This is a genomic window from Paenibacillus sp. FSL R5-0407, assembly GCF_038009185.1.
Classification (GTDB): Bacteria; Bacillota; Bacilli; order Paenibacillales; family Paenibacillaceae; genus Fontibacillus; species Fontibacillus vini.
Map to the genome: position 1 here is coordinate 1009038 of NZ_JBBPAX010000002.1, position 25994 is coordinate 1035031.

Genomic DNA, 25994 nt, shown 5'->3' on the forward strand with positions numbered 1-25994 from the left:
TTCACCATCTTTCGTTTACTACATATTTCTCAAATCCGTTGTTGGCGGATTTCCAATCATTCAATATCTGTTGATACAATCCGTCATAACCCTCGGAAAGCTCCCTCAAGACACCGTAAACGAGGACCATATCGTAATCAGGGTCAAAACCTGTCATGCCTTCCATGTCCGCAACAGTAAGCGACGGTAGCACGGGAATATGAAAAACTTTCAATCCCTGAGTAATATCCGCATCAGGCACAGGAACCAAGCCAATTAAGCCTGCCTGGAAATAATAGTACGGCTTGATTGATCGCTGATGGAACTGACGCAACGGCAGCCTGCGCCAGCAATCATCAAGAACGATGTCCACGTCCACCACATTCCCCGGCGGGCATGGTAGCTCATATTGGTCTTGTCCCTTTTTTATATCGATTGCCGTACATACGGTATCAGTCTGCTGCTGAGCGGATCCGCTTTGTCTTAGAAGTCGATCCCTTACCTGAGTGATCTTCCGGAGAATCGACTGCGGCGACAAGTGGTTCGGCGCCTTCTCCGCGATTTCCTCCACTACGTCCTTTACGAGCATCCTGATTCTCCTCTCTTTGCTGAGCCTTCAATATTTGCTCCAGCAGTTCATTTGTCTTGCACTGTTCGGCGTGAATCGCATTCAATGCGTCCAGATCATCCCGGAACATAACTCCACCTTCCCTCTTTTAAAGACTCAAAGCATGAATGCTTAAAACAAGGAAAGGGAGCTGGAAGCCCCCTCTTCTTGATTACCGAAAACTACTCTACTTTATGGCCATAAATGAACGAGTAGTTTGTAAATCCGTAACCCCAGCGGCCAATGGCTTTATGCTTGGTTGCTTCCGAATCGAAATCGGTCATTGTACCGTTCTCGACCTTCCGTCTCCACTGCCAGATATTGAACTGCTTCATACGGGAGGAATCGGCGGCAAACCAGTTTTTACGGTTCTTCGCGCTGATGAATGGGTCTACGATAACTTTGATGTTACCCATGTACATGTTTGCATCAAAGTTATTGCTCCCCGGTTCGTAAGCTGGCAAGTCCGAATCCGGCAAGCCCGCGATCTTAAACGCTGCACGCGCATTATACGGAGCCACGATAAGAGTATCTGGAATGACAGCCATCGTGTCCCCTTTGTCGTCTACCCATTCCTGCATGGCTACTGCTGTTTCATCCCAAGAGTCGATCGTCAGCGGCTTGTTTCCTAGGTTGGACTGAACGTCCGTACTATTCGTTGGACTGAATGGGTGATCAGCAGCGCAAAGCGGCTTGCCGTCAGGCCCCAGATAACTCTCAACCCGGCCGCGCCAGTTCGGTCCCGTAGCCGAGAAAGCATTTACCAAAAACTCGACAGCTTGAAGCTGCTGGGTCTTGTAAACGGCACCGGCCAAGGAAGAAATACGACGCTTAACCTCTGTCAGTTGAAGGTCATCAATGAAATCACGTTCGATGATACGACCATCGGAGAACTTGCGGTTCTTGATAACTTTCTGCCAGAGCTCGTCGATGTCCTCATAAAAGACCTGATTGTTCGAGCGGCCCCATTCTTCCATCAGGCCCTCGCCGCCCATTCCGTCATAAGATTCCATCTTTTTGGTGGAAGTCGTTACGTTATAAAGAAGTGGGATAAAGTCCTTCTTATTTTTCATTTCAAGCGAGTAGAGTTCCTTAAAAACCGGCTCCAGGACTCGCGGATCCCAACGAAGTGCTGTTTGCATAGTGGGTATTCCTCCTTAAATTAAATAGGTATTGGTTGATTAAGAAAATTGCCGGTTCTTCACTTTTACACGAGCCGTCTTCTTCTCAGTGTTAATCGAAAGTACTGCGATCGCCCCTCCAGCTACCGTGGCCGCGTCAACAGAAAGGCCATCTGTAGCGAGAGCTACGACATCAATCCCCTCTTTAAACCCAGCAGCAGCCGTTCCAGAATACGCTGCATCATACCAGTCTCCCTCACGTGCAAGAACAACCTCACAAGGCTGATCTATACCGGCGGTAACATTGGAAGTTAGAAAGCCCCCAATCGCATCGGTGCCGCTAGCTTTTGTCCACCGCCCACTGACCAGCTTTACGGCTCCCCCGGCAACTCCGGCCTCATTGTTCTTCATAAGAAATTCCGTGATTCGGGTCGGATCCTTCCCGTAATCGTTGTACACGTACTTAAATCCTTGCGCCATAGTTCAACGCCTCCTAATTTTCAAAGTTTTTTGCATACTTATTTGCTTGCTTCGGATCCAGGCCGAACAAAGCGAATGCGGAAGTAAGCTCCTCCGGTGCGCTCGGGTCCGGATCGGCAGCTCCGGCCTTCTCAACCTGCGCCCGCTTGTTCAGCCTCTGATTCTTAATGGCTGATTGCTCTCCACGCTTACGCTCATCTGCCAGAATGTTCTCGCGGTGAACAAGTTCGTAAGCGTCCACCGGATCGTAACCGCGCTGGAGTCTGACCTGCATCTCTTGCGTTAGCCATGTGGCTGTCCCCGTTTCGGCATCCACTTGATCGGCAAGTTGCGGGTATTTACGGAACAGGGTTTCCCAGCCTTGCAAGAGCTGCTGTTGACTCTGCTCTTGCTGACGTTGCTGCTGTTCCTGCTCACTGCGGGAGACAACCTCACGGGCCTGCTTAAGGAGCGGATGGTTGTCCAGATACTGATCGAGGATATTTGGGTCAATACCCGAAGCCTCAGCATCATCACGGAGTTGCTTCTTCAGTTGATCAAATTGATCGCGCTGCTGCTGGACCTGTTTCTGCTCAATTGCGTCCAGGTTATCCAGCAGATCGGCGTGGTCCTTGTATCCTTGCTGGCGGGCCAGTCGATCCAGCGCTGATTCATATTGCCTAACACGTCCCTCAATCTTGTCGTAATTCAAACCTTTGCGGGCGTGTGCAGCGACCTCCGTCTCCGGAATAAACACGTCTTTGCCGTTGTACTTGACGGTGAGCCCCTTCGGTTCCGAATCTCCTTGTCCGCCTTTGGGTGGGCCGGCTTCCGGTTGCTCCGGATTTTCGGGTTCCTCATCGTCGTCTACTTTCTCGGCTTCCGGTAATTCCAATCCGAAGGAAGCATAAGCTGCTTTCATTGCATTCTGATGCGCTTCATCGGCCTGTGGGTTGGCCGGTTGTTCTGTGACATCCTCGCTTTGGGTGGCGGGTTGAATCACGTCATCTTCCATGGTTAATCCTCCTAATCCGCTATGGGTGGCGGCAGTAATAAAATAGGCTTACGCAGTCTCAGCGCAAGCCCGGTAAAACCTGATTTGATTTCATAATGTCATTAGCCATCTTGGCCGCTTCCAGCTCCAGCCGCTGCTGCTTAAGCTGCTGATCGACTTGGCGGCTTTGCATCTCACGTTGCACCTTCTGGTCAGACATTTGCATCAAATCCGTTTGCATCTGCTGGTTTTCTTGCTGAAGCTGCTGAGCCTGCTGAACAGCCTGTTTGAATTGCTGCTCTCGTCCGGATTGATCCTCGATCCGTCGCTTGATTACATCCATCGATTCCATACGGCCCGTCTGGATGACGTATCGAACAGCCTCGGCGTCGATCATCGGAAGCCCGGTGATCGGGTCCTGCATCTTCATGAGATTGAATGCGAGCTGCAGCCAATACTCCCGGTCCTGCGGCTTATCGATCCCGATATTAACGACCAGGTCAAACTCAGGAACGAATTCCTCTTGAACTGGACGAATATCCGGGTAAATCTCCCCTGTGTCTGGATCCGGTATCTGCTCGCCGGTATCGTATTCGGCGGGAACACGAGAAACAAGGCTGTCCCGGCTCATGCTAACCTGGCGGCCAGTTACCCGGGCGATTCGCTCCTCCGTATAAAACTGAGCGATCAACTCCACATACTGAGCGAATACATCCTCCAGCGCTTCGGAAATCAAATCAGAAACGGTATTAAGTCTGGTACCGGCTGCAGCAATAAGCGCCTTTGCCTGTTCCCCAGACGTGACGTTACTGTTTGATGCTCCGTTTGCCGAGTCGAACATGCCGGGAATCTTCTGCAGCATCTCGTCGTAATAACTTAGACTATTGAAGATCGTACCAGGCACACTCACGCCCTGTAACTCCTTCACACCGTTCATACGTCCCGTGGCTACCGGAAGCATTGCACCGGGCATTCCTCGCTGCTCTTGCCACGTACGGGGCTTAGTGATCGCCCCTTCCTCGTACATAATCCCGGAGCCGCCTTGCTTGGCCATCGTCTCAATCGCAATTTCAGAATACTTATTCTTGAAGATTTGCGGCTTGATCATATCGCGCATAAAGCCCTTACCCCACGGATTCCCTTCTTCCGGATACAGCGTCCGGGCCGTGAATGGGTACTGGCCATGGTCGTACATATACGCCTTATGTTCAAGGAACACGCCGGAAGTTGAAACATAAATGCAATGAACACCCTCCATGCTTCCAGCAGCCTTGGCCATCATTTCGGATGGATCAATTCCTTGAACTAACTTCTCGTTTGCCAGATCGGTGAACAGGGCCTTATCTTCTTCACTGACCTGCTTCGGAAGCCCGCGGTACCAGTATTCAATCAGGCCAGCGGTCTTGTCATTTACTTGCGTTGAAGACGAAGGCTCTCCACCGTGACCATCATAAACGTCTGTGCTGAAGATCTCAGCCTCGGCGCCGGCATTGTCCTGCATCACCTTACTACCCTGACCTGGCCAACGCTTCTTGAAATACTCCAGCGGCTTACGAGTATGGATAATGATCGCGGACATATCCTGCAAATAGATAAAGTCGGAAATCCGCGGATCCGGGAAGAAGCTTCCCAAGTCGACTGGAAGAATATCATTCCGGCCCGTATACCTCCGCATGCCGCGACCGCCTTCAATCGTCGGGTCGAAAATCGTCTTGTAAATGAGCGGCCCATGGATCACGCAGCGCCGTACCGCACGGATATGTTTATGTCTGAATTTAATCTGCCGCAACTCATACGGCATGAAGTCGTTCAGGTCCCGAGCCTTTTCCTCATCATTTGGCTCCATAGCTTCAAAATCCGGGTACGGCATCCAACCAGTCAGCTTCCCGACAATGGACTCAATCTGGCTAAAGGTAATGTTCTCCACGGCATCAGGCCGGAGCTTAGAAACGGCTTCTGTCCTTAGTCCTCGCCAATGGTCACCCATATAGAAGCGCTGCTCCTGCCGCCAGATTGACTCCATCGGCTGCCTGGCAGATTTGAATATCTGGTAATCCTGATTAACTGTGTCCCAGATTTGCTGCTGTTCCGGAGTGTTCGGGCTTGTAGAAGCCTGCCGGTCGGTGTCGTCCGTGAAGATCCCTCGGACTTTTTGTAATAAGCTCATGAATCATCACCTCTAACGCCCGGAATATTCGGATCATCGTACCAGCTCATAGGTTTCCGGCTGGTTAGATCCGGAGGCGGGTCTTCTCGTGCCCTGGTCATAGAAACGTATTCCGTGTAATTCCTGGCCATCAGCTTATCGGTCAGCTCCTTGATCGTCTTATCCTGACCGTGGATCCGCAAGCACAAGAAGCCGATGACTGCAAAAGCTAAAAAAGTAAATGCATATACCATTTTCAGACCCTCCTTGATTGCATATTTATTCTTTTTACCTGCCCTTGCCTAAAATCAAAAATCCCGCAACCATGCGGGTTACGGGGTTCGTGTATATTCTATGCATAAACCAAACTTAGCGAGAAATTGAAAAACCCTTATACATCAAGGGCTTCGCGATTTAGACATATTCACAAAATCTTGTGTTTTGTACACATGTCCTGCATACCGTATTCATTTCCTGATTACCAGAATCCTTGCACCTCCGGCCCCTCATCGTCGTCGTCATCCTGGTCGAAGTCCGCCTGCGTGTTCGGCATCGATTCAGGATTCGCTCCCCACGCCCCTTCACCTTTACCTGGAGTCGGTTGGCTCATCACCCAATACCGTAGTGCATCTGGTATGTGATCTAGGCTGTGAGCTGCTACATCCTCAACCTTCTTGCTGTCGTGCATCATAGCCGGGATCGCTTCGATGGCCTTAATACATGTGTCGAATATCTTCAACTTGGCCGTTTTGTAGGTGTTGCCTGTGACGTGATCGATCGCGTCATACACCTTGAGCCATTCTCGCAGCCGCTTCCAGCCATTGACCCGCTCTTTCTTCGCCTGGATAAGAGGTACATCCTTTTGAGCAAATATCTCAGCCGGCGTAATATTCTCCGTCTTAGCCTTATTCCAAAAGCTAGTATCCGCGACATTATACTCAAACCTCTCTTTAACCGGTGTATTCAAGCGAACCAGTTCAACCTGTTCTGATGTAAGCAGCTTCGATTGCGAGAGCTCCCTATACAGATAGCCGGTGCCGTCAGGCGCCAATGCGATCCATAGGCAGACAAATGGATCCGTGTATCCTTCATCAAGGGCCCGGTATCTTTTCCAATCGCGTGGGATTTCAAATGGTTTGACCACATGGATAGCTCGGGAAAACTCACCGAAGTATTGGCCAGCGAACACATCCCAGTCTCCATCAAGTAGTTGCTTCCGCTCTACGTCCGACATCGCCATAAGCCGCGCCAAATAGCCCGGATCCTCTTGGAGCAGGGCCTTATTGTCAAAGACGTTGGCGGGAATGAACATCCGGCTTCGAACGATCGGCTCGCCAGCGATTCGTCCTGGAACATCTTCCGGCCAATAAAGCTGATTGCCATCATCGTCCGTCTCCGGAACATGATATAGAACTTCCGGCGGGCCGAGTGAGACAAACCGCTTCTTTACCCATGTATGACCTAGGCCTCCAGGGTTTGTCGTACTCCTAACGCTTTTCGGATACCCATTGGCTCCACGACAGCGGGACAACATGTATTTATACCAGGCCTCTTCAAACTGCGTGAGTTCTTCCCAACGGATTACGTCATACTCAGCGCCCTGGTAGTTCATGTAGTTGCTATCGTTGTCCCAGTACGCTAATTCGATCACGCTGCCATTTACAAAAGTCCATTCATGAGATGAGGTATTGTACTTCCCCAGCTCCTTCGGATACACCTTCAACGTCCGATTAATGATTGAGCGTTGAAGATCTGGAAAGGTACGCCGGAAGATAACTTGCCGGCTGCCGGGATACTGCATGGCATATTTCAAGGCGTCGAAAATTGTGCCTTCTGACTTACCTCCACCTGCAGCTCCTCCGTACAGGATCTCATCGGCTTCAGCCTGATGGAACACTTGCTGCCTGGGTTGCGGTTTATACGAAATAACAACTGTATTACTCATGTTTTCGTCATCCCCGAATCAAAGATAACTTGAAGCGGGCCGCCATCCTTTCCGCCGATCTCCAGCTTATCCTTGAACATCCCGAGATGCCTTGCCACATTTTCAAGTGCCTTGCCCTGGTCCTGCAGCTTAACCTCCACGCCCGCTTGTGTCTGCTTAAGACCGGCATACAGCAACTTGCCTTTACTGCTTAGCTTGCGTGTATCGGCTAGGTGTAAATCAGGGCGCCCTTCGCCGTAACATTCCGGACAACCTGGATCCGGATCAGCCAGCGGATCATAACCGAATCCCCCAGAATCCGATATTTCATTCGGCTGCCGATCTTCCTGCTGCGCTTGCAACATCTCCGCCTGAACGGATCTCTGGTACTCAGCTTCATCTTTCCACTGGTACTCGTGGTCTAAGCCGTGACAATAACGACAATTAAGCCGGCGTAGTTGCATCAGCTCACCAGGATCAGCCGTAGCGATATCCCACCACCGCTGCAACACCATATCTGCTGTAATCTCTGTCCGCTCAGCACGCTTATTCTGCGCTTCCTCAATCGCCGCCTGAATGTTAGGTTTTGTCAGGTTCTCAGCCCCGATTGCTCTGGCCGTTTTTTCCTTGTACCCTGCTCTAATCGCTGCCTGCGTGGCATTGAGGTCAACCAGGTACTCCTTCACGAATAATTGCTGTTTGGCCGTCAATGCCATCGCATTCAGCTCCTTTCAGGAAAAAATAATTTTAAAATAGCGCTTGACAGTCGCATATACGACATGATATGTTGGTTTCAGAAAGTCGTATATGCGACAAAAAAAAAAAAAAAAAAAAAAAAAGAAAGGCGGTAAAGACATTGAGAGATAAAATAATTCGAGCCCTAGAAGCTGACGGACACGATCTAGAGCCGGCGGATAAAAATTTGATTGATGGCTTCCTGGATTACGTAGAAGCCGGACACTGGCCCGAGCTTGATCCGCATAATATGAATCCACTTGAACAAGTAATAACTGTTTCCGAAGCTGCTCGGATCGCTGATATAACGGTCCGGACAGTGCAACGGAAATGTAAAGCCGGCGAATACGATGCTCGTATTACTGATGATGGTGTATGGCTGATCCTTAAGACAAGTGTAGAAAAAAGCTCTCAGAAATGAGGGCTTCTTTAATTTCGCGCTACACCAGCATTAGCCCAAAATACCGTTTGTTCCAAGTTGGTCATTGCCAGCGACTTCTCACGGCTGTTTGGGACCTTCTCGTCGATCAAGTAGGCCAGCTCCTTCGCCTTCTCACGGATCTCCTGATAAAGTTCAGGCTGTCCGGGCTGCGGGGCGTGATACTTGAAATTATTTTCAATTTGCGGATTAATCATTAACAATCATCCTTTCGTGATAAAAAATACCGGCACCCGAAGGCACCGGCAAGTAAGGGGGATCAAAAAAGTTGAATAATCCGAACGGCAGGACTTGAACCTACGACCTCTTGCTCCCAAGGCAAGCGTGCTACCAAGCTACACCACATCCGGTTAATAAGAGACGGGAGAAACACTGTTCAAGTAAAACTCCCGTCTTAGGCGTAGGAGACACCGCCGGACCGTATAAAAACGCTGGCAGGTGATCTCCTTACACTTTGTCCACAGTACCATATTAGCACGGAAATTCTGGCTTTTGTTCTCACTCTACTGGACTTTCAACTGGACAACTTTATAAACTCGTTCAGCGCCCGTCTTCTCCAACGGTAGTAAGTCTTCTCTACAACGGCCAGTCGCTTGCATGTCTCGGTGACGTCCATTTCCTGGATATACTTCAACCGCAGTAAGTCTGCATACTCTGGTTTGTACTGTTCAAGAGCTCTCAGGATCGTATCGATCCGGGATACGTCCGCTTGAAGGTCCTGCAACTCGGTCAACCTATCAAGGATATCGTCAATATTGCTCCGGACGTCATATCCGCGGGCAGCGATCACTCTCTGGATTTTATCCCGCAGCTCTTGAAGCAGCTTCCTGTCCTCGGGATCCATCACGTCATCAGGTACGGCACGCTTCTGGGCTTTTACCCCTGCCGGATACCAGGTCATGTAGGCGTTTGCCGCTTGCTCCAGACGCTGCTCCTTCTCCGACAGATACATATAACTCGGCCGCCCTCTCAGCCGCCGGTGCAGCTCCTGCAGCTGATCGTCTTCATTCAGTCGGCTGACCGTGATCCCGGCGCCCACACTGTACGTACTTAGCACATGGATCCGCGCCTGCTTTTGGCGGTACTGGCTCAGTTGCTCAATGGCCGTTTGCTCTGTCATCTGATTCACCCCGTTTGCATTTATGTTTTTGATAACCCGATAACGTATACCGTTTCCGGCACTCCCGGCAAACCTTGAACCGCATCTTGTACGGCCTAGGACTCTTGTAGGTCTTCATGATATCTTCGCCTCCAACCTCCACCACTTTGCCTTACGGCCATGACGGCGCCCGTACTCTTCCGCTGCCTCCTGAATCCAGGACAGCGGCACTCCCGGCTCGTGGTAAATGATTTGCAGTAACTCTGAATCCGTTGCCCGCTTCCAGTTCATGCGGACCGCCTGCTTTCGTAAACTTCTTCGAGCCATTCGGTCATCATGATCATTTGCTTGATCGCCAGCCGGTGCTCGTTATACTTCTTGCACAAGGCCCCGGCGGAGTCCGCAACCCACTGCCAAAACTCTGGCTTGTCCATCCCATAATGTACGGCCGCCTGATTCGCTTGCCCGATCCACGCCTGCACGTCTGAAAAAAAGCTCCGTAATCCATAGGCTACAACTCCTCGATTCGGATATAGATACCTGGCCGGTCAGCCCAAAACTTCTCTATGATCTCACTAGCGACAATCGCGTCATCCTTCCAGTAGCCCAAATCCGTCATGATATCAAAAGGCAGCTTGTTTAAGTTGTGCGTATCCGGCTTCGTGATTTTCCACTCCCCGTCATAATGCTTGCTGCCGTCTTTGATCGGGAACAGCCATTTCACAATCACCCGAAGTGCTCCTGTGTATTTCTTATTCGGCACATTCTTTCCCAGGTGCGCCGTCAGCTTCGCCCGCGCTGCTTTCAGATCGTCAGGCTCATAGAATACCGGCTTACCATGTTGACAGGAGACTTGCTTTTCTTGGTGTGTTGCTGTCGGTGGAATCATCGGCATGAAGAATTCGGTCGTCATATCATCACTTCCATTATTTTACTTTTAACTGCGGGGTTGCCTTCATAAATGTAGGGGAAGGGGGAGGGGGATTTTTATACCCCCTCCCTTATTCCTTATATATTTATATATAGTGGTCTCCGCCATCGGCGGCGGCAATCATACACGTATTAAATCCCCGCAACTTATTGCAGAATTACAAAGGCCATGTTTCGCAAATTGCGGCAATCATTAATTAGTGATACTTGCAACCTTTTGCAATCACCATAAACATATGATTGCCGCCGCGATTATTAATCTTCTTTATCTTCCTTTTTGACTATGCGGAAACCTATTGATCGATCAATTTCATATCCGTATTTCTTGATCCAGTCTCTCACGGTGCGTTCGGCCACCTCTTTTCCGGTCGAAGAATACCATGCAATGACATCCAATACCGTAGGGGGCTCCCCAAAATTACAGTTATTCACGACTTCCTCAAATTCCTCAGCCTTGCTCCGTCGCTCCTGCTTTGCTTTATCCTTTCGTTTGTTGGTCGCCTTCTGCCAAGGTGGCGTTGAAGATTCTCCTTCGGGATCTATGTCTTTCAGGCTGCCGACCTCATCCACCCGATGAATCGGATACTGGAACCACATGTTCACCGGCTCGAACTTGGCGTACTCGCGCAGCGTGCCTTCCACGCGCCATGCGGAACGGCCTTTCACTGACTTGATGACTTGCTCGATCGTCGGCATGATGTTCGTCATGACGTGCGGCATAGCCCGCTTAGCGTGATCTTCCATGGCCTTCGCGCTGAGCTCGTCATCCTGTGAGATGTGCTCTTGCAGGTAGGCCGGATTATGCTGCTGAAACAGTCGCTTGTACATGCCACAGATCGCCTTGTTTTCCTCTTGCTTCATTAAGGCTTCCGTTACATCCAGTTCCACCAAGTCGATCAGTGCATCCGGATCCCGGGCGAATACACCCGAACCGGAAGCCCGGTCCATGGACTTCTTGCCGCCCTGTGCTCCCTTAGAATGATGATGACAGTAGATAACGCTCGCCCCGAGTTCGGTAGCGATCTTGTCAAACTGATTCGTAAAGTGGGCCATTTGATCGGCGCTGTTCTCGTCGCCGGTCAGGACCTTATAAATAGGATCAATGATGATTGCTATATAATTTTTCTTGGCCGCGCGTCGGATCAACTTCGGTGCCAGTTTGTCCATCGGTACCGATTTACCACGAAGGTTCCAAATGTCGATATTGGCGATATTCTGCGGCGGAAGTCCAAGCGCCTGGTATACATCCTTAAAACGATGTAGGCAGCTCGCCCGGTCTAATTCAAGGTTTACATACAAAACCTTTCCCTTCGTACACTGCCAGCCCAGCCATTTGATACCCTCTGCTATGCCTATGCTCATTTCGATTAGCGTGAACGATTTACCGGCCTTTGACGGTCCGGCTATGAGCATCTTATGTCCCTGCCGCAATACGCCCTCGATGAGCGGCGGCGCCAAGGTCGGCATGTTGTCCCAGAAGTCCGTCAGGCTCTCCGGATCCGGAAGGTCATCATTCACTCCCTCGATCCACTCATGCCATTCGGCCCAGCTCGCCTTACCGATGTTCGTATCCACGATGAACTGCTTTTTACCGTTACGCTCGATGCCCGGCATGCGGGAAAGCCTGGATGGATTACGATTCTGATTATCGATGTTCAGGCCGTTCTTTTTGCAGACGTTGTAAAGATAATCGACCCGTTTCCGATATTCGTCATAGTTAGCTGCCTCGACCCGGACAATGGCGTGGAGACTTTTTCCCCCGCTGTAGACCATGACGGCGATCGGCAGCTCCAGCTCACGCATGATGGCATTTTGCTTATCAACGGCCATCGTATCGGATTCGACCAAAGCATACCGGAATTCAGTCACGTTCTCGTTTTTTACCCCTTGGCCGTCCAACGGATTAAACCGGATCCAAGCTCCTGCAGCCGGATCATAATCACCAAGGACGGACCCGATATCTCCGTCACATTGATTAAGAAGCTGAATAAGTTCGCCGGCCGTCCGGTCCCAGGCTCCCTTTGTCGGCAGATACTTGCCTTCTTCGTTTTGCCAAGTATCCGTAACATACCCGACCTGCTCAGATGCTTCGAACAGTGTTCCCAGGTAAGTGGTGAGTTGCTGAACCGGGTTCCAGTTTACGGGCTCGTGGATCTCTTTGCCTTCAATCCAATTGCGGTCAACAACTACATAATCACCGCCGGAAATCTCATCATCCCAGCCGAGCTCCCGGTCCTCCCGATCGCCACCGGACCGGGGAGTCCATCCGTTATCTTTGGCCATCTGCGTAATGGTCGCGCCGGTAACCGGATTGGCCGTTCCCTCGAAGCTCGTCCACTTCTTGAAGCATTCGCCGGGGTGGTATCTGCCGCCATCCCGTTTGCTCCAGTCGTCCCAGTCGCTGGCTGTATAGCCTTCGTATTTCAGCGCCATGCCGACGTTGACCCATTCCTGATAGCTCAGGAAGGCGGGGTCGATGTATTCCAATAATGAGATGAGGTCTAATTTATGCTCCATAGTTTTTCCTGCTCCCCGTTAAATACTTGTTTGTCTCCTTAACAACTTCCTTTTTAATCCATAAGTTCAAAACAATTTCTATTAAAGACACAATTTAGACACATTCTTCAGCTTTTTTTAAATTTTTTTTGTATTTTCGATCAAGCATCTTATTTCTTCAAGAGGCAGTTCTATTACTGGTCACCTACTTCACATACAAAAAAAGGTGGCCTAAAAAATGAAAAAGAGAATTGGTAAATCAAACTGGTATTTTAATGACAAGAAAGCACCATCAACAAAGTGGAAACAAGCAATCAAAAAAATATTAAAGTTTCTATCTTACGAAACACTCAGTTGGATTCTTACGAAAATATTGGAATGGATATTCTTTAAGTAAATAGTTTCAAGTAATTATTGATACAAGGTAGTTATAATGAAAATTCCAACTGCCCAGCCCCGACTGCTTCCTTGTAACGCTCCAACGTCAAAACTTTTCCGGATCCCACGCACATCTCCGGCAGATTTGCCCGGACAAGCGCTGCAGCAAATGGCGGCGGGACGGCGTTACCACAGCGGGCAACCTGGGCGCTCTTGGAATACTTCTTGCCGTCAGCATCCACATCAATGATGTAGTTGTCCGGGAATCCCTGTGCTGCGAACAGTTCATGCGGTTCCAGCATCCGCATGCCGATATCGACAATCTGGTAATCGACGCCCTCAACGGTGACCAACCCGAACCGGTCTTTTGTTGTCACGGTGTGAAGCGGCTCGTCCAGCTGCTGGCCGTTGTCGGCGCTACCGTAGTATTTGAGTAGGAAGGCACGGACCTCACCGATGTGTAACCCTCCGGCCGTAATCGTATGAACTGGCTCATCTGCAGTGTGACCAATGTTGGTCCCTCTCATCTTGATTAGGTGACTGGTCACAATACCACTTTTCCCACCGCCCCCGGCGGTCACTGTGCCGAGCGGTGTGTCTACAGGGTTGCCGATCGACTCCCCGAAATGCCGGACTACGTGCGCCGTTACCAGTGCGTTATGATCGACGGTTGTTACTGTCGGCGCTGGCTCCTTCAAGTCAGCTCCTGGTCCCGTGTAGTTTCCGCCGTAGTGTTTCGCCAAGAACGCGGTAACCATCCCCATTGCATGTGCGGCACCTGCGGGCCGAGCAGAACCGGCGCCGCTGGTCACTGTATGCAGCGGTTCATCTACCGAATGCCCCGTCGCACCTCCCCGAAACTTGGTAATATGGGGGACGGCAAGCACCGCCTCGACAAGTGCATGCTTTCTTCCTCCTGACACCACCGTCCCGAGAGGTTTTTGTAACCCAGGAGCCCGAGGCGCTTGTCCCGGTCCCTCGCCGTAACCGATCTCTATCAGCGTAGGACTGACAACCATATGATGATTACCTGTTGTGATAGTTCGCAGAGGTTCATCTGGCGAACTGCCGGGATGTCCAGACGTGTTTACCCCAAGAACCGGAAACAAGTAGGTGCTCTGCCTTTGTAGTGACTGTGGTCAGTGGATCCTCCAACTGATATTGCAACCTGTCGCCACCAAAACCCGTTTGGCCGATTCTAACTATGAAAGGACGTGGATTATCGATCACGAACCGCTGGATTCCCCGTGCAATCCGGCGTATAGTATTTTCGGCCAGAGGCTTCTTGCGCTCAAAAATGCTCGGGCACGGAATCGACCAGTCAATGATCTCCGCAGCTGTCCGCCACGGCTTAAGCTTCCCGCTCTTTACCTCTTCGCTCTCTGGGTCACCGTGTGTCGGTTCTGGCCAGACTATCGGGCGACCGTCTCGGCGGGCGACCAAGAAAAACCGTTTACGGATAGTCGGGGCGCCATAATCGCATGCCCGCAGTTCCCGGCTCTCCACCTTATATCCAAGGCTTTCAAGTTGCGCCTTCCAATGCTCATAGGTCTGGCCTTTTTTGCTTTTTACAGGACGGCCCTTTCGTACTGGGCCCCATGTTTTGAATTCCTCGACATTTTCAAGGATTATGACTCTTGGCCGCACTTTTCCAGCCCACTTCAACACTATCCATGCAAGGCCCCTGATTTTCTTTTCTACAGGTTTTCCACCCTTCGCCTTGGAAAAGTGCTTGCAGTCTGGTGAGAACCACGCCAACCCTATCGGTCTTCCTGCAGCTGCATCTCTCGGGTCAACATCCCATACCGACTCGCAATAATGCTTAGTATCTGGATGGTTTGCGCGGTGCATTGCAATAGCTGCAGGATCGTGGTTGATGGCAATGTCCACGCTTCTGCCGGTAGCTAGTTCAATCCCGGTACTCGCCCCACCACCGCCAGCGAAATTATCAACGATGATCTCACGCATGAATGTCACTCCCCACGGTATTCCTTAGGATTTACGCCCTCCGGCACGCGCCAGCCGTTACCTGCAATGCGGTCAATCATGCGCTTAGCCGTTTCAAATGACCAGGTTCCGACATGTTCAAAGCCGCGGCCTTCTAAGAAGCGTATCTGCTTAGGTGTTGTAAGCCCTTCGGAACGCCGCTTGTCCAATCTCTCCAGCAGCTTCGTCGCCTTACCGGCGTTATCAATTTGATCCGGCATGATTCCGAGCTTTTCCAACGTCTTCACTTGGGCTTCACTCGGCGGTGCCATTTCCCAACCAAATGATGGAACATAACCTGAAAGGTCCTCTGCTTGAATCGACATTTCGAATTGAAGCGGATCGACCAGCGCCCGTTTCCGGCGTTTCATTTCTTCCAGTTGCTTCGCAAGCGCTTCCTCACGAGCAGAGACAACGTCCTCGGCGGCCTGCTTTTCGACGGCTTCCAGGTCGAGCGGGACGCCAGCTTCTTCGATCTGCTTGGTCATGGCCTTGGCGACCTCCTCATTTTCAGCGATCAAATGCGCCGGATGGCAAAGCTCATGGCGCTCCGTGTGCCAAAGGAAATCGAGCAAGAGCAATTCTTCTTTGCCGGGGAATAGCCGGGTACCACGCCCGACCATCTGGCTGTATAAACTGCGGACCTTTGTCGGCCGTAATACGACGACACAGTCCACGCTTGGACAATCCCAGCCCTCAGTAAGCAGCATGGAATTGCAGAGTACGTTATATTTGCCGGCATCGAAGTCGGCCAACACTTCCGCCCGGTCTTGCGACTCGCCGTTTACCTCGGCCGCCCGGAAGCCAACACGATTCAATATTTCTGTGAACTTTTGGCTGGTCTTCACCAGCGGGAGGAAGACGACAATCTTCCGATCCTTGGCAACCTTCCACATTTCCGCGGCGATCGATTCAAGGTAAGGGTCCAAAGCGGTACCCAAGTCCTGAGTTTTGAAATCCCCTGCCTGCTGACCTACCGCCGACAAATCCAGCTTTAAGGGAATTGTCATTGCCTTGATCGGGCTAAGGTATCCTTCTTTGATCGCTTTCGGCAAAGTATATTCATAGGCCAAGCTCTCAAAGTAGCTGCCTAAGTTCCGCATATCGCCGCGGTCCGGTGTGGCCGTGACTCCCAAGACGTTCGCGTCTTTAAAATGGGCCAGCACTCGCTGATAACTATCCGATAAACAGTGATGAGCTTCATCGATGATAATCGAGTCAAAGTAATCCGGGGCGAACTGCTGCAGCCGCTTGTCTCGCATCATCGTTTGAACACTGCCGACCACTACCCGGAACCAGCTTCCAATGGAAGTCTGTTCAGCCTTTTCGGTAGCGCAACCTAATCCGGTGGACTGTGCCAACTTATCGGCTGCCTGGTCTAGCAGCTCGCCGCGATGGGCCAGGACGAGCAGACGCTCGCCCAGCCTTACCCGGTCCTCAATTACTTTGCTGAAGACAATCGTTTTACCGCAGCCAGTCGGAAGGACAAGCAATGTTCGCTGTACGCCCTTTTCCCACTCCGACTGGATGCTCTCACGTGCCTCTTGCTGGTATGGTCTAAGTTCCATGGGCTACCCCTTAAAACTGACCCGGAGTAAATCCGCCGCCCTGTTGTTGAGCCCCTGGGAATGGAGCTTGGTTGTATTGTTGAGCTTGGTTGTATTGTTGAGCCTGGTTATTTTGCTGCTGTTGGTTGTACTGTTGCTGCTGGTTGTATTGAGCAGATTGATTGTATTGCGGAGGTTGTTGTCCGCCGAACGTTTCTTCGTAGTCATAGAACGTCTTAACCTTGTTGTTGGTATATTCCTTGCCATCATTACCTGTATATTTATCGATAAAGAGCTTCAGTCTGCCTTTTGAACCAACAACAGTTTGCCAATTCATGCGCAGTTTCTCCCCCTTTTTCTTTTGTCCGATGCCGGAAAAGAAATTAGAAAGTAAGCCCTCTGTTTTGGTATGCAAAAACAATATGTGTGAAACAGTAATGTCGCCATGTTCAGGTGAATGTACTGTCAGCTCCAGTTTTGCTTGATTACATGCAGGCATTTTTTGACTCCCAGCAAAACGGCCCCGTTCAAATTTGATAACCGTAAAATCGTAGTCTCCTTCTGGGAGAATGATAAAGCTACTATCCTTCTCAATCTCATCATCCCAACCAAGTTCCCGTTCAACGTTGTTTTGATTAGTCATGTATAATTCCTCCTGAATGATTTATTAAAACGGTGTTTTTTCCCGTGCGTCCTTAACCATTTCAAAGACCTTAGGCCAAGCGCCTACCAGAACGCCATCGATAAAATTAGGATCATAATTGGCGATAGGCGTGTTAAGTGGGTAGTAACCTTTGACACTTACAACCATTTGGATTTCCGACTCCGTCACTTGGTACTGCGTCATGAGATCGCGCAGCGACTGCGGAATACTTGGATTAGGACCTGCCATTTGGCCGCTTTCTGACGACGTTTGTGGGACTGCCGGAGCTGCATTATTCGGCGGCGGACTGACTGGAACCGGCGGTGTTGTCACTGGCGGTTGAGTCGGTGTTGCGGTGACTTCTTGTGCCGGTTGATTGAAGATATGAGCGATTCGGCTATACTCCAACGGCAGCTCGTCCGGAAGGCCGTGGCGGTTCTTCGCATCCCATGCCGGGTGATGCGTAGTGTACATGGTCCGGGCGCCACCTTGAGCCTTGTTCTTCTTGCCCTCTTTATCTGTCGCTACCGAGAATGTCTTGTAATTGATGAATAGTACAATGTCGGCCCATTCCTTGACGAGTGGAGCGGTACGGCTTCCGGTTTTCTGGCCCAGTTTAAGCTGGTAGCGATCATAAGCACCCATCTCGTCCGGCTGCTCGAACTTTATGATTTGCGCATGTGCGGTCAATACAACATGGATTCCTGCCTCAACTACATCGCTGAGCAAATTCAGAAAGCGTCCGATCTCCTCTGCGACATAGATGTAGCCCTTTCCGTATCCGAAGTCCTCTACTCCAGTCTTGTTATGGGCAGCACACACACCCTCAACACAAAGCATTTCAGCCCAGTCGACGGTATCAATGATTAGAGAACCAAAGACTGAAGGACCTTGCTGCTTGACCCATACAGCTTGCTGTTTAAGCATTTCCCAGCTTGAAGGCTTTGGGAGACGCTTGACGTTCAATTGCTTGGTCGATCCCTCTGTATCGATGAACACAGGGTTAGGAAACTGAGCTGCTAGTGAAGATTTGCCAATACCCTCGGGTCCATAAAGAACGACCTTTTGAGCTGTTTGAACGGTACCGCTGATTATTTCAAACATCAGAATTCACCTGCTTTCCAAGATGGTGCTGGTTCAGGAGCGTTCCATCCTTCACCTGGATCAATCTCTCCTGGCGGATCTTGAAGCTGAATACCTTCCTGACCGGCAACATAGCCGTCCTCGATGATGATGCTGCATTCTTCCCCGGTGCTGACCCGTGTAGCGATCGCCTGCAGGCCCTCCTGTTCCAGCCAAGCGCCGAATTCATTCAGACTGTCCATATCCATCTGTTCGAGCTTGTCCAGTAAGATAAAACCGCAATCTGGCTTGAGTTTACGAACGATGGCCGCGGCGACCTTAAGTTGATCAGCGCCGCTCATGTTGTCCCAGCGCTGGCTGTTATAAAGCAGCTCGCCATTCTCTACAGACAATCCTGGCAGCGGCAAATCCGCGTTCGTCAGGAGGTCCGTCTTTTGTTGCCGTACTGCGTTGATCTCGGTTGTAAGAGTATCGTATTGCTGCCGGTAATCGCTGGCGTCCGTTTCCGCCTTGTCCTTGTCCAGGTTCGCCCGGACCTTCCGGTTAATCTCATCAATCTGCCGGATGTTTGCCTCAAGCTCTGCCGTTGATTCGTCGTGCAGGTCGATGGCGTCCTTCTGTGCAATCTCCAAATCCGTACCGAGTTGAGCGTATTTAGCCTCTGCCTGAGCCAGCAGTGAGCGCATGCGTTCGATTTCTTGCCCCTGGCTGGCGTACTCTGCCTGAATCTGCGTCAGCCGCTGCCGCTTGCGCTGGTTCTCGCCGTTCCGAGCAAGGATGGCCTGTTGCTGCTGGATCATCTCCGATGCCGAGATTGGTTCCTTCGGTGCATCCGGGAAATAAGGCTGCTCCTTCGCAAACTTGGCCTTCTGGTCCGCGATTTGGCCGATGGCATGCCGGCGGCTGTAAATTTCCTGTTCCTTAACCTCCAGATCATGAAGCTGCTGACCAACCCCGATGATTTGCAACAAGATGTTTGCCTTCTCCTTGCTGGATGCGTTCAAAAACTTCGGCAGGTTGATTGCTAGCTCCTCAACAAAACTATCCAGGAGCTGCTGGCCGCCTTTCTGGCCGTTAGGGTCGATGACCTTCAGGTCACTGTTCTTCCCTTTCCGCTCTACAATAAGGCCGTTGGACAAAGTGAGATGAAGGTAAGGAGGCACCGCAGAACCTTCTCGCTCGGCCTGCGATGGCCGATACTTATTCCCACCGAGCGCCCAGGCGATAGAGTCCAGGATGCTTGTCTTGCCTTGGCGATTGCGGCCGCCTAAAATGGTCAGGCCCGCACCGGTCGGCTCGATTTTTACAGCTTTCACGCGCTTAACATTTTCAATTTCCAATTTATTGATTTTTATCACGTGTAAACCTCCCTATTTACAAGGTTATCAGAGTAGAAGGTGGCACTGAGGCCACCCTATTCATTTGTGTTAAGCGATAACAACGATGCGTTCAACAAAGATCAGTTCCGACAATTCCTCGGCCAGATAGTTAGATATGGCTTCAATCGCATCATTACGCCATGCACCGCCATCTGCTTCGAAAAGTGCCGCGGATGGACCGTCCTTCATACGGAACACGAATGACGATTCCGGCTGATCTACTTCCACGAATGTCCGATACGGGGCCAGCAACACTGGGTTAGGAACCTTTACGTCGTCTACAGTGGCGACGCCTGTCTTGGCTACTACGGATTGAGACACACCATCATCACCGACTTGCCGAACAGCTTCCTCTTTGATGTTTCCGACAACTCTCAGGAGTTTCGTACGGTCTTCGTTTTCGACAAATCCCGATTGCAGTTTGATGTTAAAGCTTTCAACATCGTAATACGATTCATACCGGAACGCTGGAATCATTGCCTCTGCTCTGATAATCTCCTTGCGTTGATAATCGGAGTTATAAGAAGAAACAACGGATACGACTTCCGGACTGAGGACATGAACCAGGAGCGGGGCCTGGGCGTCAAACTCTGATTTCAAATAGTCGACCAGTCCAGAGAGGTTGCGAACAACGAGCGGTGCCGGAGTTGGCGCCAAGACCTTATAAACTTGATGGGTAGCATATTTCTGACCGTTGATCTCAAGCACTTCCGGTTGGCCTTGTTTAGATAGGTATTCCAGTGATTCGCGATTAAACATGAATGAATTCCTCCTATAAATTGATTAATAGATGCGCTTAATCTTACGACCTGTATCGTCAGCAACATCCCCGTCATTATCAATGAAAGTCTGCCCGCGCTGTCCTGACTTCAGCTCTGCCGCCGCTGGCTTGCCTTCATTATCACGATCCATGATGATTGTGGTCAGTACCTCTCTGGCCGGAGCCAATGTACTTGTGGCGCTGATAGATACTTCCGCCATTTCTCGTTTTCATTCGGCTTGATCGTCAGCGAGATATTGATCTTGCGGGTGGTCTTAGCCTCCGTGTTAGGATCAGCGATATTGATCAGGACCTTTTGTAATTCCTGATTGAAACGTTCAGAAATGCTACCATCTGCCAGTGATTCTAATTTGATTTCAACGCTCTTGCTCATGAACGAGCCCTCCTAAAATATGAAAGTATGATTACTTAGGCAGAAGATCTGCGATTTGAGAAATACATTCGATACAGATCGGCTTGCCGTAATACTCCCGAAGTATTTTGTCTACGCTGCCGCAGATGCTGCAGCCTGGCTGATACTTCCGGAAGATGATGCGCTCCCCGTCCACAAAGATTTCAAGTGGATCCGCCTCGGCGATCCCGAGCGTCCGACGGAGCTCCTTCGGGATGACTACACGGCCCAGATCATCGATACGACGAACGATTCCAGTACTTTTCATTGCAATTTCCTTTCCGCCAGATTATACTGGCCGTAGAATATGTTTGTTTGTGCAGCTTCCCGGGCTCCTACCCCGCGAGAGGCTGTTTTCTTTTTACTGACCGTTTTTCGTTCTCACTGGCTGCGAATTTTAAGCAGACCATACGCTCGTCCTTCGTCAGCTCCATCCAGACTTGTCCGGTTACGTTCATTGTCTTGTTCACCTCCCCTCCAAGTGCGCAACATTTTCGAACTGTGCATTAACCCTGCCGTTTATTCCATGCTGTACTCGCTTCATCACGACTGTCGTACAGATACACGCCCAATCCGATCCCATCATCCTCGTAGGTAGCTATTGGACAGCCATCGTTTTCTTCGTGGTCATGTTGCAACTTATAAGACAACCCGGACCACGGATCTTTCTCATATTCTTCGTCACGCATGTTACCTTCTGCATCGCTAACAATGATTTTTACTTCTCCACCACAAAATGGGCAGGGTTTAAGTTTTTTAGGCATCACTTTCATCTCCTTCACTAAATGTGCTACTCCGCCATGCCATGCCGCCGGTACAGATCCTCGAAGTGCTTCAGGCTCATCTGCAGCGTCTTTCCGTTACCGATTTGATGCAGATATATCTGGTCTGTCTCAGCGTTGACAGCATCCACCACCCAGGTAACCGGCGCGGATCCGAGGTAGCTGAAGGTGTACTGCTTATTCAGCTGGATCATGAGTCACAGGCCCTTCTACTCTTTGGCCGCAGTTTCCGCAAAAAGTAAACTCGGTACCGTTGGCCTCATAGTCGACAATAAATTCGTCATCGAATCCGCAACGGGTACACGGTACCGGCTTTTCAACCTGTTCCGGTTCGGCAGGCTTCCTCCCCGCGATCACCGTCCTGGCTCTCAGCTTTTTTACCAGGCAGCCGCCGGAGCAAACCAGTTCATGACCGACCTGGTAGCAGTCTTGTCCGAAATAAATCTCGGCTCCGCATTCCTCGTTAGCGCAGTGGTCGACTACTTCAGGTTGTTGGCTATTCATTGGAAGCCTCCTGACACATCCATGCCTGTACCTCTTCCCAAACAACTCGGATTTGACGAGGACCAAGTTTGCGGTATGGAAATCCTTTTCTGTGTCTAAGCTCATAGGCTTTTCTTTCGCTAATTTGCAACCGTTCTGCTAATTGAGGAATAGTCAGCAATTTCTCAGCCAAGGCACACAACTCCTTTCAATAAACGTAAATAATATTTACTATGAGTGCAGAGGTAAATAAACCCAAAAATAATTCATACTTGGGTATTGCGTTAATAATATTTACGTTATATAATCAAAAGCGTAAATATTATTTCCTTTTATTCCGTTTCAGCTACATCTGGAAAGAGTTCTTGCAGGGGCTCTCCAAAATAATTAGATAGTTTGAGCATTAATTTACCGCTCGGAGTTACATAACCGTTCTCAATGTAGCGAATCATAGTACCGGTTACTCCATTGTCACGGCCGACTTTTTCTTGAGTGCCTGCTTTTTTTCTCAGTTGCTTAAATCGGGCCCTGATGACACGGTCTTTCTTTGTCAATGTCTTCACCACCTTCCTTGATTGAAATATTACACGTAAATATTATTTACGTCAAGTAGTAAAGCATATTTTCTTTTATTCTGTTTTTCAATAAGGAGCGATTAGTTTGTCCACTGGTAAGCGTATAAAAGATTTACGTTTGAAAAGAGGTTTAACCCAAGATCAAATGGCGGACAAACTTGGTATGAATCGCGCCAACTTTTCAAACTACGAGAGGGATGTGGCACTCCCTCCGGGGGATACTTTGGCTGATATAGCTACTATCCTCAATACATCTACAGATTATCTCTTGGGCCTTACCGATAATTCGAATCCTAACAACACAATTTCATTGGAGATGGTTCAAATTCCTATATACGGCGAAATTCGTGCAGGCTATAACAGCCTAGCCCAACAGGACATAATTGGCTATGAGATTGTCGCGAAGGATTCTGTAAGAGATGGGGATTACTTTTTCCTCATGGTAAAAGGTGACTCCATGATAGACGAAGGGATCCGGGAGGGAATGCGCGTTCTTGTCCGGAAGCAACAGACATGCCAACACGGCAAAATAGGTGTCGTTTTGGTTGATGGCGAAGAAGGAACTTTAAAACGAATCTTCTATGATGATGATAACGTAATTCTCCAGGCAGCTAATAGAGATATCCCTCCCCGGATCATTCCAATTCACGATGTTATTATTCAAGGACAGGTGGTGCAAGTACAGTTCGATGTATAACCTATCAGTCATCTACGATTATAACGAAGAAGGTTCTTGGCCGGCATGGATGATAATAAAACCAGCGGCTGGGGGGTTCGATTGGAAACAAGAGACACTATACGTCCCTTTAAGAACACCATTCCAGAAGCTTTCAAGAGATGAAATCGATGAATACGCACTGGGTCTCTCTATAGTTCAAACGGAACTTGTAATTAGCACGGATTATCCTGATCAACTTGGAGTATATCTCCCCCGAGTTAAGGAGAGAATTAAGAAAATTCGCGGTGAATCCTACTCACCTTTATTTCAATTGTCGGATATACAGCATTTTGTTGTACAAATGTCTGATGTCGAAATAGTTATGCAAATGAATCTCTCATCAATTTTTGATTTTAGATAGAGCTGTTTCCGCCGTAGTGAAATATGGCGGCTTTTCATTACTCAAAAATAGAACATACGTTCTTTTAAGGGGGTGGTTATATAGATCGAAATCTGCAGCGAACGATTATATAAGGAGGATACAAATTGAAAGGACACGTTAGAAAGCGCGGGAAGAAATGGTGTTTTGTTATTGATATCGGCAGAGACGAATTAACTGGAGAGCGTAAACAAAAATGGTTTTCAGGCTATGACAAGGAGAAAGACGCCGAAAAGGCGATGATCGACAAAATCAAAGAGTTTAATGATGGGAATTACATTCAAGAGACGGACGAAACAATATCAGAATTTATGACGAATTGGCTTACCAATAAAAAGAATCAAGTCCGTCCCGGGACTTGGAAATCTTATTCATGGCTGATTAATACACATCTTATCCCCAACTTGGGGAAAGTGAAAGTATCTCAATTGAAGCCAAGACATCTGCACGATCTTTACAATCAAAAACTGCTAACCGTCATATCCGCCAATTCGATTAAGAAACTCCATGGATTAATTAAAGATGCATTAGATGAAGGGATTGGATTCGGCGACATTTCAAAAAATGTAGCAAATGCCGTAACGCCACCCAGAGTAAAAAAAGTAAAGTTTGAAGTTTGGAACGAAGCGCAACTTAAACTTTTCCTTGAGGAGGCGAAAAATAATAGGTTCTATATAGTCTTTGAGTTGGCAGCATCAACCGGGATGCGTATCGGGGAGATCCTCGGGTTAAGATGGAGGGATGTTGATTTTGAGACCGGTCAAGTATCAGTTAGGCAGGCTTACACTAAAGCACATTCTGGTTATGAGTTTCATGAGCCGAAGACAGCTAGCGGTGAACGTTCGGTCGTTTTGTTCCCAGACACAATAAACCTCCTGAAGATGCACCGAGATGTCCAAGAATCTGAAAAGGAAGAGAACAAAGAGTTCTATAATGATTATGGTTTAGTCGTTCAAACGCATCTAGGTACACCGGTTAGCCCTCGCAATCTCTCCAGAGAGTATTACAAGATATTGAATAAGATTGACGTTCCGAGAATTCGTTTTCATGATCTAAGGCATACGCACGCAACCATACTTTTAAAGCGTGGTGTACACGCAAAAATTGTCCAAGAGCGATTGGGGCATTCTTCAATAACAATAACTCTGGACACTTATTCACACGTCTTACCTGGGCTTCAAGAGGCGGCATTAAAAAGTTTGGGAGGATCAATAATAAGTGACGACGATTCGCTTTAATAAACTAAAGGTTTGCAATTCGTTTGCACATCGGAATATTAAAGAAAAAACGCGATCTCCGCACCACCGGAAAACCGCGTCCTGTAAAGCTTTTGAAAGATGCTGATGAAGGGATTCGAACCCCCGACCTACGCATTACGAATGCGTTGCTCTACCAGCTGAGCTACATCAGCAGATTCACTTTTAAAGTGAAACAAAAATTATTATACTCCGTTTCCGGAATATTGCAAGGTCCAATCTTTGGAAATCGGTCGGCTACCTGTTCCCCTAATTTCCTCCCGAATTAACCGCTACAAGCCCAGCTTATCCTGCACTGACCGGAGCTTTTGCTCGGACGAACCCACTTTGTCTCTGCGGTCATCGATCTTGATCGATGTAGATACCCGTTTGGCATCGGAGTGAAACGGCGCCTCATGAATCGCCCGGATTGCAGCGAAAATATCGTCCAGCGGCCCTTCAATAATGGTACTCATCGAGGTGAGCGTGTACTTGATTCCCTTTTGTTGTTCGAGTACTCGTTGCAGCTCGGCAACATAGGAGCTAAGACTGGTGGACCCTGTACCGATGGGAATAACCGTTACTTCCGCAATCGCCATAATTAAGCGCCTCCCTGATTATACGCATTATTATCTTGCCTTCACTTATTGTAACAAGATTCGCTCCGGAATATCAAACCGGAGAAACACAAGTTATAAGATAAAA

The 25994-nt window shown here is 49.4% G+C and carries 33 protein-coding genes, 2 tRNA genes and 1 pseudogene; 4 read left to right on the top strand and 32 right to left on the bottom strand.

All coding sequences use genetic code 11. The features are described 5' to 3' along the window. Position 1 precedes the first annotated feature (1 nt). The 8 genes from NYE70_RS23635 to NYE70_RS23670 form a co-directional block, all read right to left on the bottom strand. On the bottom strand, positions 2-568 hold the full coding sequence (locus NYE70_RS23635; protein ID WP_341048551.1) for a phage adaptor protein: 567 nt from the start codon (positions 566-568) through the stop codon (positions 2-4). Between the two features lie 200 nt (positions 569-768). After that, positions 769-1728: a phage head protein gene (locus NYE70_RS23640; RefSeq protein ID WP_341048552.1), complete on the bottom strand. Its 960-nt coding sequence runs from the start codon at positions 1726-1728 to the stop codon at positions 769-771. A 39-nt stretch (positions 1729-1767) separates the two neighbouring features. Beyond that, a complete protein-coding gene (locus NYE70_RS23645; RefSeq protein ID WP_341048553.1) occupies positions 1768-2187 on the bottom strand; it encodes a hypothetical protein in 420 nt (139 codons plus the stop codon). 13 nt (positions 2188-2200) lie between these two features. Continuing rightward, positions 2201-3181 carry a hypothetical protein gene (locus NYE70_RS23650; protein ID WP_341048555.1) on the bottom strand — a complete coding sequence of 327 codons (981 nt, stop codon included), beginning with the start codon at positions 3179-3181 and terminating at the stop codon, positions 2201-2203. A 58-nt stretch (positions 3182-3239) separates the two neighbouring features. Next, positions 3240-5327: a portal protein gene (locus NYE70_RS23655; protein WP_341048556.1), complete on the bottom strand. Its 2088-nt coding sequence runs from the start codon at positions 5325-5327 to the stop codon at positions 3240-3242. Continuing rightward, entirely contained in the window at positions 5324-5560 is a 237-nt protein-coding gene (locus NYE70_RS23660) for a hypothetical protein (RefSeq protein WP_341048557.1), read from the bottom strand. Before NYE70_RS23660 ends, NYE70_RS23655 begins: the two co-directional genes overlap by 4 nt. A 224-nt stretch (positions 5561-5784) precedes the next feature. Next, positions 5785-7251, bottom strand: coding sequence for a phage terminase large subunit (locus NYE70_RS23665; RefSeq protein ID WP_341048558.1), 1467 nt, complete (start codon positions 7249-7251; stop codon positions 5785-5787). Then, a complete protein-coding gene (locus NYE70_RS23670) occupies positions 7248-7946 on the bottom strand; it encodes a terminase small subunit (protein ID WP_341048560.1) in 699 nt (232 codons plus the stop codon). Before NYE70_RS23670 ends, NYE70_RS23665 begins: the two co-directional genes overlap by 4 nt. A 140-nt stretch (positions 7947-8086) precedes the next feature. Between NYE70_RS23670 and NYE70_RS23675 the strand changes: the two genes are divergently transcribed. Continuing rightward, complete coding sequence (locus NYE70_RS23675) at positions 8087-8386, top strand: hypothetical protein (RefSeq protein ID WP_341048562.1); 300 nt, start codon at positions 8087-8089, stop codon at positions 8384-8386. 8 nt (positions 8387-8394) lie between these two features. On the opposite strand, the gene NYE70_RS23680 is transcribed toward NYE70_RS23675, so the two are convergent. The 22 genes and pseudogenes from NYE70_RS23680 to NYE70_RS23790 form a co-directional block, all read right to left on the bottom strand. Continuing rightward, the gene (locus tag NYE70_RS23680) at positions 8395-8598 is read right to left on the bottom strand and encodes an Acb2/Tad1 domain-containing protein (RefSeq protein ID WP_341048969.1); all 204 of its coding nucleotides are present in this window, start codon (positions 8596-8598) and stop codon (positions 8395-8397) included. Positions 8599-8680: 82 nt separating this feature from the next. Further along, positions 8681-8754: transfer RNA gene (locus NYE70_RS23685), tRNA-Pro, on the bottom strand. Positions 8755-8918: 164 nt separating this feature from the next. Further along, the gene (locus NYE70_RS23690) at positions 8919-9524 is read right to left on the bottom strand and encodes a DUF1492 domain-containing protein (RefSeq protein WP_341048564.1); all 606 of its coding nucleotides are present in this window, start codon (positions 9522-9524) and stop codon (positions 8919-8921) included. Between the two features lie 114 nt (positions 9525-9638). Further along, on the bottom strand, positions 9639-9794 hold the full coding sequence (locus NYE70_RS23695) for a hypothetical protein (protein WP_341048565.1): 156 nt from the start codon (positions 9792-9794) through the stop codon (positions 9639-9641). Then, positions 9791-9985 (bottom strand): hypothetical protein, encoded by a 195-nt coding sequence (locus NYE70_RS23700; protein WP_341048567.1) that lies wholly within the window; start codon positions 9983-9985, stop codon positions 9791-9793. Before NYE70_RS23700 ends, NYE70_RS23695 begins: the two co-directional genes overlap by 4 nt. A 29-nt stretch (positions 9986-10014) precedes the next feature. After that, positions 10015-10398 (bottom strand): RusA family crossover junction endodeoxyribonuclease, encoded by a 384-nt coding sequence (locus tag NYE70_RS23705; RefSeq protein ID WP_341048568.1) that lies wholly within the window; start codon positions 10396-10398, stop codon positions 10015-10017. A gap of 290 nt (positions 10399-10688) precedes the next feature. Further along, positions 10689-12950: an AAA family ATPase gene (locus tag NYE70_RS23710; RefSeq protein WP_341048570.1), complete on the bottom strand. Its 2262-nt coding sequence runs from the start codon at positions 12948-12950 to the stop codon at positions 10689-10691. 407 nt (positions 12951-13357) lie between these two features. Next, a pseudogene (locus NYE70_RS26055) lies at positions 13358-15275 on the bottom strand (DNA cytosine methyltransferase). 5 nt (positions 15276-15280) lie between these two features. Next, a complete protein-coding gene (locus NYE70_RS23725) occupies positions 15281-16861 on the bottom strand; it encodes a DEAD/DEAH box helicase (protein WP_341048571.1) in 1581 nt (526 codons plus the stop codon). 10 nt (positions 16862-16871) lie between these two features. Continuing rightward, positions 16872-17483, bottom strand: a complete 612-nt coding sequence (locus NYE70_RS23730; protein WP_341048572.1) for a hypothetical protein — start codon at positions 17481-17483, stop codon at positions 16872-16874. Between the two features lie 24 nt (positions 17484-17507). Next, positions 17508-18587: an ATP-binding protein gene (locus NYE70_RS23735; protein ID WP_341048573.1), complete on the bottom strand. Its 1080-nt coding sequence runs from the start codon at positions 18585-18587 to the stop codon at positions 17508-17510. Further along, positions 18587-19924, bottom strand: coding sequence for an AAA family ATPase (locus NYE70_RS23740; protein ID WP_341048575.1), 1338 nt, complete (start codon positions 19922-19924; stop codon positions 18587-18589). Before NYE70_RS23740 ends, NYE70_RS23735 begins: the two co-directional genes overlap by 1 nt. Positions 19925-19993: 69 nt before the next feature. Next, a complete protein-coding gene (locus tag NYE70_RS23745; protein WP_341048576.1) occupies positions 19994-20704 on the bottom strand; it encodes a hypothetical protein in 711 nt (236 codons plus the stop codon). A gap of 24 nt (positions 20705-20728) precedes the next feature. Continuing rightward, positions 20729-20857: a hypothetical protein gene (locus NYE70_RS23750; protein WP_341048578.1), complete on the bottom strand. Its 129-nt coding sequence runs from the start codon at positions 20855-20857 to the stop codon at positions 20729-20731. Between the two features lie 11 nt (positions 20858-20868). Beyond that, complete coding sequence (locus NYE70_RS23755) at positions 20869-21099, bottom strand: hypothetical protein (protein WP_341048580.1); 231 nt, start codon at positions 21097-21099, stop codon at positions 20869-20871. Positions 21100-21130: 31 nt separating this feature from the next. Beyond that, complete coding sequence (locus tag NYE70_RS23760) at positions 21131-21385, bottom strand: AbrB/MazE/SpoVT family DNA-binding domain-containing protein (RefSeq protein ID WP_341048582.1); 255 nt, start codon at positions 21383-21385, stop codon at positions 21131-21133. A gap of 67 nt (positions 21386-21452) precedes the next feature. Continuing rightward, entirely contained in the window at positions 21453-21575 is a 123-nt protein-coding gene (locus NYE70_RS23765; protein WP_341048585.1) for a hypothetical protein, read from the bottom strand. 48 nt (positions 21576-21623) lie between these two features. Then, on the bottom strand, positions 21624-21881 hold the full coding sequence (locus NYE70_RS23770; RefSeq protein ID WP_341048587.1) for a hypothetical protein: 258 nt from the start codon (positions 21879-21881) through the stop codon (positions 21624-21626). 26 nt (positions 21882-21907) lie between these two features. Continuing rightward, the gene (locus NYE70_RS23775) at positions 21908-22093 is read right to left on the bottom strand and encodes a hypothetical protein (RefSeq protein WP_341048589.1); all 186 of its coding nucleotides are present in this window, start codon (positions 22091-22093) and stop codon (positions 21908-21910) included. After that, complete coding sequence (locus tag NYE70_RS23780; RefSeq protein ID WP_341048590.1) at positions 22077-22403, bottom strand: hypothetical protein; 327 nt, start codon at positions 22401-22403, stop codon at positions 22077-22079. The genes NYE70_RS23775 and NYE70_RS23780 overlap by 17 nt, the downstream gene beginning before the upstream one ends. Beyond that, on the bottom strand, positions 22396-22575 hold the full coding sequence (locus NYE70_RS23785) for a helix-turn-helix transcriptional regulator (protein WP_341048591.1): 180 nt from the start codon (positions 22573-22575) through the stop codon (positions 22396-22398). Before NYE70_RS23785 ends, NYE70_RS23780 begins: the two co-directional genes overlap by 8 nt. Before the next feature lie 139 nt (positions 22576-22714). Further along, positions 22715-22936 (bottom strand): helix-turn-helix domain-containing protein, encoded by a 222-nt coding sequence (locus NYE70_RS23790; RefSeq protein ID WP_341048592.1) that lies wholly within the window; start codon positions 22934-22936, stop codon positions 22715-22717. Positions 22937-23042: 106 nt separating this feature from the next. Here NYE70_RS23790 and NYE70_RS23795 point away from each other — a divergent pair, with 106 nt between their 5' ends. The 3 genes from NYE70_RS23795 (at position 23043) to NYE70_RS23805 (ending at position 25292) form a co-directional block, all read left to right on the top strand. Then, entirely contained in the window at positions 23043-23654 is a 612-nt protein-coding gene (locus tag NYE70_RS23795) for a LexA family protein (protein WP_341048594.1), read from the top strand. Next, the gene (locus tag NYE70_RS23800; protein WP_341048596.1) at positions 23647-24036 is read left to right on the top strand and encodes a hypothetical protein; all 390 of its coding nucleotides are present in this window, start codon (positions 23647-23649) and stop codon (positions 24034-24036) included. Before NYE70_RS23795 ends, NYE70_RS23800 begins: the two co-directional genes overlap by 8 nt. A 125-nt stretch (positions 24037-24161) precedes the next feature. After that, positions 24162-25292 carry a site-specific integrase gene (locus tag NYE70_RS23805; protein WP_341048598.1) on the top strand — a complete coding sequence of 377 codons (1131 nt, stop codon included), beginning with the start codon at positions 24162-24164 and terminating at the stop codon, positions 25290-25292. 100 nt (positions 25293-25392) lie between these two features. Here NYE70_RS23805 and NYE70_RS23810 read toward each other — a convergent pair. Beyond that, positions 25393-25465: transfer RNA gene (locus tag NYE70_RS23810), tRNA-Thr, on the bottom strand. A gap of 117 nt (positions 25466-25582) precedes the next feature. Beyond that, complete coding sequence (locus tag NYE70_RS23815; RefSeq protein WP_290407646.1) at positions 25583-25888, bottom strand: MTH1187 family thiamine-binding protein; 306 nt, start codon at positions 25886-25888, stop codon at positions 25583-25585. Positions 25889-25994 lie beyond the last annotated feature (106 nt).

Bases quoted from the DNA above. Each gene is read 5' to 3' on its own strand.
- NYE70_RS23705 (WP_341048568.1), bottom strand. From the start codon at position 10,398: ATGCCGATGATTCCACCGACAGCAACACACCAAGAAAAGCAAGTCTCC.
- NYE70_RS23695 (WP_341048565.1), bottom strand. From the start codon at position 9,794: ATGAACTGGAAGCGGGCAACGGATTCAGAGTTACTGCAAATCATTTAC.
- NYE70_RS23690 (WP_341048564.1), bottom strand. From the start codon at position 9,524: ATGACAGAGCAAACGGCCATTGAGCAACTGAGCCAGTACCGCCAAAAG.
- NYE70_RS23760 (WP_341048582.1), bottom strand. From the start codon at position 21,385: ATGAAAAGTACTGGAATCGTTCGTCGTATCGATGATCTGGGCCGTGTA.
- NYE70_RS23650 (WP_341048555.1), bottom strand. From the start codon at position 3,181: ATGGAAGATGACGTGATTCAACCCGCCACCCAAAGCGAGGATGTCACA.
- NYE70_RS23815 (WP_290407646.1), bottom strand. From the start codon at position 25,888: ATGGCGATTGCGGAAGTAACGGTTATTCCCATCGGTACAGGGTCCACC.
- NYE70_RS23635 (WP_341048551.1), bottom strand. From the start codon at position 568: ATGCTCGTAAAGGACGTAGTGGAGGAAATCGCGGAGAAGGCGCCGAAC.
- NYE70_RS23725 (WP_341048571.1), bottom strand. From the start codon at position 16,861: ATGGAACTTAGACCATACCAGCAAGAGGCACGTGAGAGCATCCAGTCG.
- NYE70_RS23765 (WP_341048585.1), bottom strand. From the start codon at position 21,575: ATGAACGTAACCGGACAAGTCTGGATGGAGCTGACGAAGGACGAGCGT.
- NYE70_RS23745 (WP_341048576.1), bottom strand. From the start codon at position 20,704: ATGTTTAATCGCGAATCACTGGAATACCTATCTAAACAAGGCCAACCG.
- NYE70_RS23780 (WP_341048590.1), bottom strand. From the start codon at position 22,403: ATGAATAGCCAACAACCTGAAGTAGTCGACCACTGCGCTAACGAGGAA.
- NYE70_RS23755 (WP_341048580.1), bottom strand. From the start codon at position 21,099: ATGAGCAAGAGCGTTGAAATCAAATTAGAATCACTGGCAGATGGTAGC.
- NYE70_RS23775 (WP_341048589.1), bottom strand. From the start codon at position 22,093: ATGATCCAGCTGAATAAGCAGTACACCTTCAGCTACCTCGGATCCGCG.
- NYE70_RS23640 (WP_341048552.1), bottom strand. From the start codon at position 1,728: ATGCAAACAGCACTTCGTTGGGATCCGCGAGTCCTGGAGCCGGTTTTT.
- NYE70_RS23660 (WP_341048557.1), bottom strand. From the start codon at position 5,560: ATGGTATATGCATTTACTTTTTTAGCTTTTGCAGTCATCGGCTTCTTG.
- NYE70_RS23645 (WP_341048553.1), bottom strand. From the start codon at position 2,187: ATGGCGCAAGGATTTAAGTACGTGTACAACGATTACGGGAAGGATCCG.
- NYE70_RS23750 (WP_341048578.1), bottom strand. From the start codon at position 20,857: ATGGATCGTGATAATGAAGGCAAGCCAGCGGCGGCAGAGCTGAAGTCA.
- NYE70_RS23670 (WP_341048560.1), bottom strand. From the start codon at position 7,946: ATGGCATTGACGGCCAAACAGCAATTATTCGTGAAGGAGTACCTGGTT.
- NYE70_RS23800 (WP_341048596.1), top strand. From the start codon at position 23,647: ATGTATAACCTATCAGTCATCTACGATTATAACGAAGAAGGTTCTTGG.
- NYE70_RS23665 (WP_341048558.1), bottom strand. From the start codon at position 7,251: ATGAGTAATACAGTTGTTATTTCGTATAAACCGCAACCCAGGCAGCAA.
- NYE70_RS23655 (WP_341048556.1), bottom strand. From the start codon at position 5,327: ATGAGCTTATTACAAAAAGTCCGAGGGATCTTCACGGACGACACCGAC.
- NYE70_RS23730 (WP_341048572.1), bottom strand. From the start codon at position 17,483: ATGACTAATCAAAACAACGTTGAACGGGAACTTGGTTGGGATGATGAG.
- NYE70_RS23770 (WP_341048587.1), bottom strand. From the start codon at position 21,881: ATGCCTAAAAAACTTAAACCCTGCCCATTTTGTGGTGGAGAAGTAAAA.
- NYE70_RS23710 (WP_341048570.1), bottom strand. From the start codon at position 12,950: ATGGAGCATAAATTAGACCTCATCTCATTATTGGAATACATCGACCCC.
- NYE70_RS23735 (WP_341048573.1), bottom strand. From the start codon at position 18,587: ATGTTTGAAATAATCAGCGGTACCGTTCAAACAGCTCAAAAGGTCGTT.